Origin of the sequence: Kitasatospora sp. NPDC057518, assembly GCF_042802075.1 — a bacterium.
GTDB lineage: Bacteria > Actinomycetota > Actinomycetes > Streptomycetales > Streptomycetaceae > Kitasatospora.
On sequence record NZ_JBHVEU010000031.1, the window covers coordinates 1 to 12806 of the forward strand.

Sequence of the window (12806 nt, forward strand, 5' to 3'; positions counted from 1 at the left end):
GGGTCAGGCGATGATGGCGCGGCGGCCGCCGGCGGTGATCGCCTTCTTGAGCATCCACATGGCCACGCCGCCGGCGGCGGTGACGCCACCGAACAGCGAGAGGGCGGCGGCGACGTCGGTGCCGGCCTCGATGGCGGTCAGCACGCGGTCGGCGCTCTTGTACTCCAGACCGAAGTAGCCGGTCAGCACGTCAGGGGTGGTGGCGGCCAGCAGGAGCGGGGCGCTCAGACCGGCAACGGCCGCGCCGGCGGCGGCGATGCGCTTCTTCGGGGTCGAGAAAACGGACATGTTAATCTCCAGCTCGCCACTTTCAGGGAGTGGTTGGGAATATCCGGCAGCCACCGGTCGCTTCGGGACTGCGCCTGATCATCGAATCCGACCCCGTGCTGACGGTGGTGGCGGACTGTCCGGTGGACCGGGCGGTCGAGCGGGCCCGCGCGCTCCAGCCCGACCTGGTCCTGCTCGACCTCGGCCGCCAGGCCGACGCGGCCCTCGACACCCTGCTCTCGCTGATCTACCTGCCCCGGGCGCCCCGGGTGGCCATGCTGGCCACGGAGGAGGACGGCGACCTGCTGAACCGGGCGCTGCAGCACGGCGCGGTCGGCTACCTCCGGCGGAACGCCCCGAGCGGCCTGCTGCTGGACGCCGTCCGGGTGCTCACCTCGGGCGGCACCGTGGTCTTCCCGCAACTCCGTTCGGCCGCCCCGGCGGTGGCTCCCGAGCCGCCCGACCGGCAGGTCCCGGCCCGGCTCAACGCCCGTGAGCGGGAACTCCTGGTCTGCCTGGGCGAGGGTCTGTCCAACGCGGACATCGCCGAGCGGCTGTACCTCCGCCCGGCGACCGTCAAGGACTACGTCAGCGAGCTGCTCGCCAAACTGGGCGTCCGCAACCGGACCCAGGCCGCCGTCCTGGCCGAGCGGTACGGACTGCTCAGGGACCACGCCGCGGCGTGAGGAAGGGGCCCCGTGCGGGGCCCGGCGCACGACCCGGGGGCCCCGCAGGCGGGTTCGGGGCCGGCCGGGCGGCTCTCCCCGGTCCGGACGGCCGGCTGCCCTATGGGTTCTTCACCTCGGCGGTCCGTTCCGTCGCGTCCGGCTCGGCCGGCTCCTCGGTGGCGCGCGTGCCGTCCAGGCGGATGCCGCGCATCGAGGCCCACATCACCAGGGCGCTGCCGCAGACCACGCCGCAGTCGGCGAGGTTGAAGACCGGCCAGTGCGGCAGTTGGATCCAGTCCACGACGCGTCCCTCCCACGGGGACGGGTCCCGGAACAGCCGGTCGATGAGGTTGCCGGCCGCACCGGCGATGACCAGCCCGAAGGAGACCGCCCAGAGGGGGGTGCGGATCCGGGGCGACACCACCAGCATGAGGACGATGACCAGCATCTTCACCGTGGTGAAGAACCAGGTCTCCCCCGCGCCGATGGAGAACGCCCCGCCCGAATTGAAGACCAGCGTGAATTTCAGAAGCCCGCCGAGGGTCGATGTCGGATCGGTCCCCGAGAAATGTGTCAGCGCTATCTGTTTGGTGATGAAATCCGACGCCAGCAGTGCGATTGCCACGGCTGTCATGGTGCCCAGTCGTCGAGGCGTGTCACCGGACAAGGAAGCTCCTCGCGCAACCCGTAGGCGTAGTAAGCCAGTCATGGCCGCATTGTAGGTGACGGCGGCTTGCGCACGAGTGTCCACAAGTACGGGAGCGCACCGTCAGAACGGGAGCATACCCGCGCCGTTGCCGGGCGCCGGCCCCGCCGTCGCCGGGTGTCGGCGGGCCCCGATGGTCACCCGAAGATCCCGGCGAGGCGGGTCAGTCCCTCCCTGATCGCCTCGGCGGGGTGTCCGGTGAACGACAGCCGCAGGGTCGCCGGGTCGGGCCGGTCCGCGAAGAACGGCGCGCCGGGTACGTAGGCGACGTCGTGGGCCGCGGCCCGGGGCAGCAGGGCGGTGGCGTCGTGCCCGTCCGGCAGGCGCACCCACACGAACATCCCGCCGTCCGGCCGGTTCCAGGTGCTTCCGTGGGGGAGCGCCTGGGGCAGGCCGTCGAGCAGCGCGTCACGGCGTTCCCGGTAGGCGGCGCGGACCCGCGTCAGGTGCGCGTCGAGGTCGGCATGGGTGAGGTACCGGGCGGCGGCGGCCTGGTCGACGGTGGAGGAGTGCAGGTCGGTGGTCTGCTTCACCGTCGTACAGGCGCGGCGCAGTTCGGCCGGAGCGCGCAGCCAGCCGAGGCGCATGCCCGGGGACATGGTCTTGGAGAGGCTGCCGAGCAGCACCGTGCGGTCGGCCGCGGCGTCGAGCGAGGCGATCCACGGCAGCGGAGCGCCGTCGAACCGCAACTCGCCGTAGGGGTCGTCCTCGACGATCCACAGGCCGTGGCGGGCCGCGACCTCCGCGACGGCCCGGCGGCGCTCGACGGGGAGCGTACGGCCGGTCGGGTTCTGGAAGTTGGGGACGAGGTAGAGGAGTCTGGGCCGCTCCGAGGCGACGAGGCGGGCCAGCGCCACCGGGTCGACGCCGTCCTCGTCGGAGGGGACCGGGACGACGCGGGCTCCCGCGAAGGCGAAGCACTGCAGGGCCGCCAGATAGGTGGGGTTCTCCACGAGGACGGTGTCACCGGGGGCCAGCAGCGCCGTCGAGTGGGCAGGCCGCGGGAGCCCAGCCGCTCGGCGACGGCCGCCCGCAGCGCCGGGTCGCCCTCGGTGGTCGAGTACTGGAGGACGCGGTGCGGGGCCGTGGCCAGCACGTGGTCGTACGCGGCCCGCAGGCCGGCGACGTCGAAGAGCTCCGGGGCGGGCAGGCCGCCGGCGAAGGAGATCACCTCCGGCCGCGCCGTGAGTTCGAGGATCTCCCGCACGGACGAGGCGTGGGCGGCGGCGTGGCGGGCGACGGGAACGGGGGCGGCGGCTGGGCTCGTCATGCCCGCAGGATACGGACGATCGGGGCGGTGTCCCGGGTGCGGGAGTCCCACGGGTGCCCAAACATGTCCCGTCGATTTCTTGCCGAGATCGCTCAGACGTCCGTGGTGACGGCGGGTTCCGCGACCGGCCGTGCCGGACCGTGATCTTCCGGAAACCACCAGGTGGGACCGGGGCGGACGTTGACCTGCGGTCTTCCGCCAGATGGGCCGAAAACGCGTGGTCGGCCGTCGAACGGGCTTGTCGGGCGGTGCGGTGCGTATGTCAGTCTCTGGGGGCCGTGTGCCGTGTTCCACAGTGTTCTGACGGGGAATTCCGAATCTCTCTTTCCTTTCCCTGGTTCTCCGGGATGCGTTCCGTCATGCCGTCGGTCGGTTCGAAGTGATAACAGGGGGCGTCATGTCTGATCTCCGCCATGGGCATTCCGAGGCCTCCGTGAATTCCGCGGGAAATCGGTCGGTGCCGGAGGAACCCATCGCGTTGGTCGGAATCTCCTGCCGCCTTCCGGGGGCTGCCGGACCCCGGCAGTTGTGGGACCTCCTGCGGGACGGCCGCAGCGCCGTCACCGAAACTCCCGACGACCGCCGGGGCGGTCCCGGGGGAACCGGGGACGACGAGCCGTCCGCCCTGCGGTGGGGGGCGTTCCTGGAGGACGTGGACCGGTTCGACGCGGGATTCTTCGGGATCGGCCCGCGCGAGGCCGCCGCGATGGATCCGCAGCAGCGCCTGGCCCTGGAACTGAGCTGGGAGGCCTTCGAGGACGCGGGAATCCGCCCGGAGACCTGGCGCTCCCAGGACACCGCCGTCTTCCTCGGTGTGGCGTCCGGCGACTACGGCCTCCTGCTCGACCGGCGAGGGCCGGCCGCCCGGACCCCGCACACCGTCGCCGGCACCCAGCGCGGCATGACGGCCAACCGCGTCTCGTACGCCCTCGGCCTGCACGGCCCCAGCCTCACCGTCGACGCCGGCCAGGCGTCGTCGCTGGCCGCCGTCCACCTGGCCTGCGAGAGCCTGCGGCGCGGCGACTCCGCGCTCGCCGTGGCGGGCGGGGTGCACCTCAACCTGCTGCCCGACACGGCGCACGCGATGGCCGGGCTCGGCGCGCTCTCGCCCGACGGCCGCTGCTTCACCTTCGACGAGCGGGCGAACGGCTACGTCCGCGGCGAGGGCGGGGCGATGGTGGTGCTCAAGCCCCTGAGCCGGGCCCTCGCCGACGGGGACCCGGTGTACGGCGTCCTGCTCGGCAGCGCCCTGAACAACGACGGCGGCGGAGAGGGACTGACGGTGCCGGCCCGGGCCGGGCAGGAAGAGGTGCTGCGGCGGGCCTGCGCGAGGGCCGGTGTCGACCCCGCGCACGTCCAGTACGTCGAACTGCACGGGACGGGCACCAGGGTCGGCGACCCGGTCGAGGCCGCCGCGCTGGGCGCCGTGTTCGGCGCGGCCCGGACGGCCGGCCAAAGCCCCCTGCACGTCGGCTCGGTGAAGACGAACGTCGGCCACCTGGAGGCCGCGGCGGGCGTGGTCGGCCTGGTCAAGGTGGCACTGTCGCTCCAGCACGCGACGCTGCCGCCGAGCCTCGGCTTCCGTACCCCCAACCCGCTGATCGACATGGACGCCCTGCGGCTGCGCATGGTGACGGACCGCCTGCCGTGGACCGGGGCGGACGGCACCCGCCTCGCGGGCGTCAGCTCCTTCGGTCTCGGCGGGACCAACTGCCATGTCGTGCTGTCCCAGCCGCCCGCCCCCGCCGTGGACACCCGGGCGCCGGCGGACGGCGGTTCCGGCGTGGTGCCGTGGGTCCTGTCCGGTGCCACAGCGGAGGCGCTGCGGGCCCAGGCCGACCGCCTCCGGTCGTACGTGGCCGAGGAGACCGACGCCGAACCCGCCGACGTGGCCCTCGCGTTGGCCACCACGCGCGCGACCCGGGAGCACCGCGCGGTCGTCGTCGCGGCCGACCGCGAGGAGTTCCTCCGGGCCCTGACCGCCGCCGCCGAGCCCGGCGGAGTCGACCCGGCACTGGTCCGGGGCAGCGTCGCCGAGGACGGCGAGGTCACCTTCGTCTACCCGGGCCAGGGCTCCCAATGGGACGGCATGGCAAGGGAGTTGCTCGACACCTCGGCCGTCTTCCGGGAGCGGATGGAGCAGTGCGACCGGGCGCTGCGGCCGCACGTCGACTGGTCGCTGCTCGACGTCCTGCGCGGGACGCCCGACGCCCCGCCCCTGGAACGGGTCGACGTCGTCCAGCCCGTGCTGTGGGCCATGATGCTCGCGCTGACCGAGGTGTGGGGCTCCTTCGGGGTGCGTCCCGACGCGGTGGTGGGGCACTCGCAGGGCGAGATCGCCGCCGCGTGCGTCGCGGGCGCCCTCAGCGTCGAGGACGGCGCGAGGATCGTGGCGCTGCGCAGCCGCGCGCTCGGCCGGCTGGCGGGCACCGGCGCCATGGCCACCGTCTCCCTGCCCGTGGCGCAGGTCCGCGACCGGCTCGAACGGGGCTGGGACGGGGTGGAGATCGCCGCGGTCAACGGTCCGGTGTCCACGGTGGTCTCCGGTCCGCCCGGGAGCGTCGACCGGCTGCTGGCGGAGTACGAGGCCGAGGGCGTCTGGGTGCGCGCGATCCCGGTCGACTACGCCTCGCACTCCGGCGACGTGGAGGTCCTGCGGGACGCGCTGCTGACGGAACTCGCCGGGATCACCCCGCGCCGGTCGCGGATCCCGTTCTGCTCCACCGTCACCGGTGAGATCACCGACACCACGGAGCTGGACGCCGACTACTGGTACCGCAACCTGCGCCGGCCGGTCCGGATGGAGACCGCCACCCGGCACCTGCTGGAGGCCGGGCACCGGACGTTCGTCGAGGTCAGCCCGCACCCCGTGCTCACCGTCGCGCTCCAGCAGACCGTCGGTGCCGCGGCGGCGGTCACCGGGACGCTCCGGCGGGGCGAGGGCGGTTCGCGCCGTCTGCTGGACTCCGTCGCCCGGCTCCACGTGCGCGGTGCGTGGGTCGACTGGCAGCCCGCGCTCCGGACGGGCACCGGGCGTCGGCTCCGGCTGCCCACCTACCCGTTCCAGCGGCAGTCGTACTGGCTCGACGGCGAGGACCGGCGCGAGACCGTGGTGGCGGACCGGCGTGGGCCCGCGGTGGCGGACCGGCGTGAGCCGTTCGGAGCGGAGACCGGGGCCCCCGCACCCGGGCCGTCGCGGCCCGGCCACGGCGAACTGACGGGCCTCGTACGGGAACACGCCGCGGCCGTGCTCGGCCACCCGGAGCCCGGGCTGGTCGACACCTCCCGCCGCTTCAAGGACCTCGGCTTCAACTCGCTGGACGCCGTCAACCTCCTGGAACGGCTGACCGCCGCCACCGGCGTCCCCCTCCCGCCCACCCTGATCTTCGACCACCCCACACCCGCCCTCCTGGCGGAGTGGCTGCGCACGGAACTCGCGGGCGAACGCACCGACACCGGCACCGCACCCCTCCGCGCCCCCCACGACGACGAGCCGATCGCGATCGTGGGGATGGGGTGCCGCTACCCGGGCGGGGTGCGGTCGCCGGAGGACCTGTGGCGGCTGGTGTCGGAGGGGCGCGACGCGATCTCCGGCCTCCCGGAGGGGCGGGGGTGGGACCTGGAGCACCTCTACGACCCCGATCCCGACGCGGGGGAAGGCGGGCGGACGTACACGCGCGGCGGCGGGTTCCTGCACGACGCGGACCTGTTCGACGCGGGGTTCTTCGGCGTTCCGCCGCGCGAGGCGGAGGCGATGGACCCGCAGCAGCGGCTGCTGCTGGAGGTGTCGTGGGAGGCGTTGGAGCGGGCGGGGATCCGTCCCGACACCCTGAAGGGCAGTGCGACCGGCGTCTTCACCGGAGTGATGACCAGCGGCTACCGGCCCGCCCCCGCCCGGGTCCCGGTGGAGTTCGAAGGGCACGTCCTGACCGGCAACGAGAGCAGTGTCGCGTCCGGCCGGGTGTCCTATGTGCTGGGGCTGGAGGGCCCGGCCCTGTCGGTGGACACGGCGTGCTCGTCGTCGCTGGTGGCGCTGCACCTGGCGGTGCAGTCGCTGCGGCGGGGCGAGTGCTCGATGGCCCTGGCCGGCGGCGTCACCGTCATGGCGGCCCCGGCCACCCTCATCGAGTTCGCCCGGCACCGGGGTCTGTCCCCGGACGGCCGGTGCCGGGCGTTCGGTGAGGGGGCCGAGGGGACGGGGTTTGGTGAGGGTTGCGGCGTGCTGGTGCTGGAGCGGTTGTCGGACGCGCGGCGGGCTGGGCGCCGGGTGTTGGGGGTGGTGCGGGGTTCGGCGGTGAACCAGGACGGTGCGTCGAACGGGTTGACGGCGCCGAGCGGTCGGGCGCAGGTGCGGGTGGTGCGCGGGGCCTTGGAGGATGCCGGGTTGGCGGCGGGTGACGTCGACGCGGTGGAGGCGCACGGGACGGGCACGCGGTTGGGCGATCCGATCGAGGCGCAGGCCTTGCTGTCCGCCTATGGGGCGGGGCGTGAAGTGCCGTTGTGGCTGGGGTCGGTGAAGTCGAACATCGGTCATACGCAGGCCGCGGCGGGTGTGGCGGGTGTGATGAAGATGGTGCTGGCGATGCGGCACGGGGTGTTGCCGCGGACGTTGCACGCGGAGGTGCCGTCGTCGCATGTGGACTGGTCCTCGGGCGGGGTGGAGCTGCTGGCCGAGGCTCGGGAGTGGCCCGTGCTGGACCGGCCGCGGCGGGCGGGTGTGTCGTCGTTCGGGATCAGTGGGACGAACGCGCATGTGATCGTGGAAGGGGTCGCCGAAGAGCCAACCACCGCAGCTGGGTGCCCTGTTGATGATGTGGTGCCGTGGGTGGTGTCCGGCCGGTCGGTGGAGGCGTTGCGGGCGCAGGCGGGCCGGCTGGCGGAGCACCTGACGGAGCACCCGGAGGTCGGGGCAGGCGATGCCGGGTGGTCGCTGGTCGCGCAGCGCTCGCTGTTCGAGCAGCGTGCCGTCGTGACGGGCGCCGACCGGGAGGAACTGCTCGCCGGATTGCGGACCCTTGCCGAGGGCGGCACGGCGGACAACGTCACCGTCACGCCCTCCACCACGCTCCCCGATGGCTCGAACAGGCTCGCGCTGCTCTTCACCGGCCAGGGCGCGCAACGCCTCGGCATGGGCCGCAGCCTGTACCAGGACTTCCCCGTCTTCGCGAAGGCGTTCGACGAGGCGTGCGCGCAGTTGGACGCGCACCTGCCCGTCCCCCTGAAGGACGTCGTCTTCGGTACGGACGCCGAGCTCCTGGACCGCACCCTGTACGCCCAGTCGGCCCTGTTCGCCCTGGAGACCGCGCAGTTCAGGCTCCTGGAGCACTACGGCATCAGGCCCGACCACCTGCTCGGACACTCGGTCGGCGAGGTGGCCGCCGCCCATGTCGCGGGCGTGCTCGACCTGCCGGACGCCGCGCTCATGGTGGCGACGCGGGGACGGCTGATGCAGGCCGCCCGCGGCGACGGCGCCATGATCGCCGTGGAGGCCACCGAGCAGGAGGTCCTGACGGTCCTCGGAGAGCGCGAGGACCTGGCGGGGATCGCCGCCGTCAACGGCCCGCGGTCCGTGGTGGTCTCGGGTGATGCCGCGGTCGCCACCGAGGTCGCGGACCACTTCGCGGCGCTGGGGCGCCGGACCAGGCGGCTGCGGGTCAGCCACGCCTTCCACTCTCCCCACATGGACAGCGCGCTGGAGGAGTTCCGCACCGTCCTCGAAGGCCTGACCTTCCGCGCCCCCGTCCTCTCCGTCGTGTCCAACGTGACCGGGCGGGAGGCCACCGCCGAGCAGCTCTGCTCCCCTGACTACTGGGTGTCCCACATCCGCCGCGCCGTCCGGTTCGGCGACGGGGTCGAGCACCTCGCCGGGCTCGGCGTGGGGACCTACCTCGAACTCGGCCCCGACGGTGTCCTGACCGGTCTGGTCCCGGACTGCCTGCCGGCCGGGACCGACGCGGTCACCCTGCCGCTGCTGCGGGCCCGGCGCCCGGAGAGCGGCTCCCTGCTCACCGCGGTCGCCCAGGCCGCGTTCGTCGGCCACCTGCCCGACTGGTCCCCGCTCTTCCCGGGCGCGCGGCCGGTGGAGCTGCCGACGTACGCCTTCCAGCACCGGTCCTACTGGCTGACGCAGGACACCGCCGTCGCGGACGTGGCCTCGGCGGGTCTGGAGACGGTGGGGCACCCGCTGCTGGGCGCGGCGGTCGAGCGGCCCGACGGGAGGGGCTGGGTGTTCACCGGCCGCCTGTCGCCCACGACCCACCCCTGGACGGAGGACCACGTCATCGGCGAGGAGGTGCTGCTGCCCGGTGTGGCGCTGCTCGACGTCGCCCTCGCGGCGGGCGCCCGGGCCGGCTGCCGGCGGCTGGACGAACTCACCCTGGAAGCCCCGCTGTCCCTCCACCCCGACGCTCCGACCGACCTGCGCGTGGTGCTGGACCCCGAGGAGGAGGGGCGCTGGTCACTGGCCGTGTTCTCGCGCTCCGGCGACACCTGGCGGCGCCACGCCACCGGCGTGCTGGCCGCCGGGGCCGAAGGCACCGGGAGCGCGCTGACGGACTGGCCGCCGAAGGACGCGACCCCCCTCGACGTGGCCGACGCGTACCAGGCCCTGGCCGCCCGCGGTTACGACTACGGGCCGACCTTCCAGGGCCTGCGCGCCGCCTGGCGCGACGGCGACGTGCTGTACGCGGAGGTCGGGCTCCCGGCCGGCGTGGAGCCCTCCGGTTTCGGAGTGCACCCGGCCGTGCTGGACGCGGCGCTGCACCTGCTCGTCCTGGAGGGCGACCAGGCGGCCGGGCTCCGGCTGCCGTTCGCCTGGTCCGGTGCCGAACTGCACGCCACCGGTGCCACCGCGCTGCGGGTACGGCTGACGCCCACCGGCACCGACACCGTGGCCCTGGCCGTCTGCGACGCCGCCGGGGCGCCGGTCGCCACCGTCGAAGCGCTGACCCTGCGCCCCTACTCGGCGGCGGGCGGGGGCCGTACGCCGCTGTTCGCCGTGGAGTGGGTGCCCGTGCCGGACCCGGCCGCCGCCACCGCTCCGGCCGGTCCCGCCCCGGACCTGCCGACGGATTGCTGGATCGTCCTCGGCACGTGCGGCCCGGACCTGCCGGGCGTGACCCGCCACGCCGACCTCACCACGCTGGCCGGTGCGGTCGAGGACCTGGAGGTGGCCGTCCTCCCGTGGACGGCGAGCGCGCCGGAGCACGCGGTGCCGTCCGCGGCCCATGACGCCGCCCGGGAGGTCCTGGGCCTGCTGAAGAGCTGGCTGGCCGAGGAGCACCGGACCTCCGCGCCCCTGGTTCTCCTCACCCGGAACGCGGTGGCCGTCGAAGCGGCCGAAGGCGTGGCGGACCTCGCCGCATCCGTGCTGTGGGGCCTGCTGCGCACCGCCCAGACCGAACACCCGGGCCGCTTCGTCCTGCTCGACGCCGACGCCGACCCGACCCCCGGGCTGGTGGCCGCCGCGCTCGCCACCGGAGAGCCCCAACTGGCCCTGCGCAACGGCACCTTGAAGGCCGCCCGGCTGGCCCGGCAGACACCCCGTGAGCTGCTCGCACCCCCGGAGGGCGCGCCGGCCTGGCGGATGGAACCGGGCGCCAGCGGCTCCCTCGACGCGCTGTCCCTCCGGCCCCGCCCCGAGGCGCTCGCCCCCCTGCTGCCGGGCGAGGTGCGCGTCGCCGTCCGCGCCGCGGGCCTCAACTTCCGTGACGCGCTGAACGCCCTGGGGCTCTACCCCGGCGACGCGGGCCCGCTCGGCATCGAGGGGGCGGGCGTGGTCACCGAGGTCGGCCCCGGGGTCACCGGGTTCGCGCCCGGCGACCGGGTCATGGGCCTGCTGCCCGGCGCGTTCGGACCGGTGGTGGCCACCGACAGCAGGATGCTCGTCACCGTTCCGGACGGCTGGACCTTCGCCCAGGCGGCGGCCGTTCCCGTCGTCTTCCTGACCGCCTACTACGCGCTGACCGACCTGGCCGCCCTGGCCCCGGGCCAGTCGCTGCTGGTCCACGCGGCGGCGGGCGGCGTCGGCATGGCCGCGGTCCAGCTCGCCCACCACCTCGGCGCGCGGGTCTTCGGCACCGCGAGCCCCGGCAAGTGGGACACGCTGCGCTCGATGGGCCTGCCGGACGAGCGCATCGCCTCGTCCCGGGACCTCCTCTTCGAGCAGGGCTTCCGCCGGGTGCTCGGCGAGGACGGCGGCTTCGACGTCGTCCTCAACGCGCTGGCCCACGAGTACGTGGACGCCTCGCTGCGCCTGCTGCGCCCCGGCGGCCGGTTCCTGGAGATGGGCAAGACCGACGTCAGGGACCCCGCGTCCCTCCCCGACGTCTCCTACCAGGCGTTCGACCTCATGGTGGTCGACGCGGACCGCATCCAGGAGATGCTCACCGAGCTCGTGCGCCTCTTCGAGGCCGGCGCGCTCACCCACCTCCCGCTCACCGTCCGGGACGTCCGCCGGGGCAGGGAGGCCTTCCGCCACATCAGCCAGGGCCGCCACACCGGCAAGAACGTGCTCACCCTTCCGGCGTCGTTGGATCCGGAGGGGGCGGTGCTGGTGGTCGGTGGTACGGGGGTGCTGGGGGCGTTGCTGGCGCGTCATCTGGTGGTGGCGTGCGGGGTGCGGCACCTGGTGCTGGTGAGTCGTCGGGGTGTGGAGGCGCCCGGGGCGGCGACACTGCGGGACGAGCTGTTGGAGTTGGGTGCGCGCAGTGTGGTGGTGCGGGCTTGTGACGCGGCCGACCGTACGGCACTGGGGGTGCTGGTCGACGAGGTGGTGGCCGAGCGGCCGCTGACGGGTGTGTTCCACGTGGCGGGTGTGCTGCGTGACGGGGTGCTGGTGTCGCTGGGTGCGGAGGCGCTGGGGGAGGTGCTGCGGTCGAAGGTGGACGGCGCGTGGGCGTTGCACGAGGTGACGCGGGAGCGGTGCCCCGGGCTGGCGGCCTTCGTGCTGTACTCCTCGGTGTCGGGCCTGGTGGGCACCGCGGGTCAGGCGAACTACGCGGCGGCGAACACGTTCCTGGATGCGCTGGCGCAGGAACGGTCGGCCCGGGGGCTGCCGGGCCTCTCGCTGGCGTGGGGGTTGTGGGAGCAGGAGTCCGGCATGACCGCCGGCCTCGATGACACGGCCTTCCAGCGCTTCGAGCGGTACGGCATCGGAAAGATCCCCTCCGAACAGGGCATGGCGCTGTTCGACGAGGCGCGGCAGGGAAGCGAGCCGGCCGTGGCACCGCTGGTGCTCGACCCGGCGCGACTGCACGCGAGGGCCGCCGTGGCCGACCTGCCACCGCTGCTGCGCGGCCTCGTCTCCGCCCCGGCCCGGCGTACGGCGGCCCCGGCCGCGACACCGAGGACGGCGGGCGCCTCCACCTGGACCGACCGGATCGCGGGGGCGGCCGGAGGGCGCGGCCTCGACGTCGTGACGGAGCTCCTGTGCCAGGAGATCGCCGACGTCCTCGGCCACTCGGGGCCCGGAGCCATCGACACCGGCGCGGAGTTCCGGGGGCTCGGCCTCGACTCCCTCACCCTCGTCGAACTGCGCAACCGGCTCAACGCGGCCACCGGGCTCAGGCTCCCCGTCAACGTGCTGTTCGACCAGCCCACACCGGACGAACTGGCCGCCCACCTCCTGGCGGCCCTCGAACCCGGGCAACCGGACCCGGTCTCGCGCATCCTCGCCGACGCCGACCGGATGGAGGAGGCGTTGAAGCTCTTCGCCGGCGAGCGCGAGGACCGCACCAGGGTCACCACCCGACTGACGCAGATCCTTCGCGCCTGGCAGCGGGAGCAGGACGAACCCGCCGAATCCGCCGACGACCTCGACCACGTGACCGACGACGAACTCTTCGACGCGCTCGACAACGAACTGTCGCGCTGAGGTAAGGGAAAGGTGAGCCCC

Annotated in this window: 4 protein-coding genes and 1 pseudogene; 2 read left to right on the top strand and 3 right to left on the bottom strand. The window is 74.1% G+C overall.

Annotated elements, in window-relative coordinates; all coding sequences use genetic code 11:
• Positions 1-3: 3 nt before the first annotated feature.
• Positions 4-288, bottom strand: coding sequence for a hypothetical protein (locus ACFU7Z_RS05420; RefSeq protein ID WP_049649003.1), 285 nt, complete (start codon positions 286-288; stop codon positions 4-6).
• 95 nt (positions 289-383) lie between these two features.
• Here ACFU7Z_RS05420 and ACFU7Z_RS05425 point away from each other — a divergent pair, with 95 nt between their 5' ends.
• Positions 384-953 carry a LuxR C-terminal-related transcriptional regulator gene (locus ACFU7Z_RS05425; protein WP_380776347.1) on the top strand — a complete coding sequence of 190 codons (570 nt, stop codon included), beginning with the start codon at positions 384-386 and terminating at the stop codon, positions 951-953.
• A gap of 100 nt (positions 954-1053) precedes the next feature.
• Here the strand turns inward: ACFU7Z_RS05425 and lspA are convergent, their stop codons facing one another.
• Together lspA and ACFU7Z_RS05435 are read right to left on the bottom strand one after the other, a co-directional pair.
• Positions 1054-1602, bottom strand: a complete 549-nt coding sequence (gene lspA, locus ACFU7Z_RS05430) for a signal peptidase II (protein ID WP_234348152.1) — start codon at positions 1600-1602, stop codon at positions 1054-1056.
• Positions 1603-1778: 176 nt separating this feature from the next.
• Positions 1779-2911: pseudogene (locus ACFU7Z_RS05435) on the bottom strand (PLP-dependent aminotransferase family protein).
• Positions 2912-3368: 457 nt separating this feature from the next.
• Here ACFU7Z_RS05435 and ACFU7Z_RS05440 point away from each other — a divergent pair.
• Entirely contained in the window at positions 3369-12785 is a 9417-nt protein-coding gene (locus ACFU7Z_RS05440) for a beta-ketoacyl synthase N-terminal-like domain-containing protein (protein ID WP_380776350.1), read from the top strand.
• Positions 12786-12806 lie beyond the last annotated feature (21 nt).

Excerpts from the sequence above, each read along its gene's own strand:
- ACFU7Z_RS05420 (WP_049649003.1), bottom strand. The coding sequence starts at position 288 with ATGTCCGTTTTCTCGACCCCGAAGAAGCGCATCGCCGCCGCCGGCGCG.